Here is a 932-nt window from a genome sequence, read left to right on the forward strand (position 1 = left end):
GGCGTCGGCGCGGCCGGCACCGGCCGGGCAACCGGCTGCGACTGCACGGCGACCGGCTGCGGTTGTTGCGGCTGCGGTTGCGGCGCAGGCGTCGTTGCCGTGGCCGCAGGCGCGAACGGCCGCCATACCAGCACCAGCAGCACGCCGATCACCACCGCCATGCCCAGCACCGCCAGCAGCATCGGCTTGCTGAAGCGCGCCGCCGACGATGCCGGCTCCGCCGCCTGCAAGGTCGGCGCATGAATGGTGGGCGAGCTGCCCAGCTGACGTTCCGCTTGCGCCTTTTTCAAGGCTTCCAAAATATAAGACATAAGTGAGATCGGTGTAAGTTAGCGCAGACGCGGTTCCTGCACGCCGCCCAACTGATACAGGCGGATAAAAGTCTTGGGCCCGGCCACGCCGTCGGCCTTCAGGTTCTGCGCCGTCTGGAACTCGGTCAGGCGCTTGCGCAGCGCCGCGTCCAGCGGCTGGTTCTCCTGCGGCTTCGGCAAATCGTAAATCTGCGACAGGCGCTTGGCCAGCCAGTCCACGTCCGGCCCCTGGTCGCCGCCCCGGACCTCGTCGCGCCACGCACGCGGCGCGCGCCAGAAGGTGGCGAACTCGCCGTCATAGCGCGCCGCCAGCGCCGCCAGGCTCACGGTCTGCGGCTTGCCGCCAGCCATCACGATGGTGGCCTGATCGTCTTCCAGCGCCGTCAGCAGCACATAGTTGGGCGCGACCGGATCGTCGTGCAGTTTCAGCATCGCGGGACGGTCCAGCAGGCGCACATCCTCGATGCCGCCCTTGGCCTGCAGGCAGCGCAGGTTGGCGCGCGCCGCCGCCGGACATGGATCGCCATCGGTCAGGGCCAGGCCCCACAGGCCGGCCAGCTGGCGCAAGGCCGCGGCGCTGTCGCTGCCCGGCTGCGGCGTCACCGCCACGCCGGCCGCGCC

At 70.3% G+C, this 932-nt stretch carries 1 protein-coding gene and 1 pseudogene; both read right to left on the reverse strand.

Translation table 11 applies throughout. From position 1 onward, the window contains the following. Positions 1–311 (reverse strand): annotated as a pseudogene (locus tag GJ698_RS30235) (general secretion pathway protein GspB); the annotation flags it as partial. Between the two features lie 18 nt (positions 312–329). Next, positions 330–932: peptidoglycan-binding protein (locus tag GJ698_RS30240; RefSeq protein ID WP_208023896.1), on the reverse strand; the 603-nt coding region annotated here is incomplete at its 5' end.

It is taken from the genome of Duganella aquatilis, from assembly GCF_009674565.1.
Classification (GTDB): domain Bacteria; phylum Pseudomonadota; class Gammaproteobacteria; order Burkholderiales; family Burkholderiaceae_D; genus Rugamonas; species Rugamonas aquatilis.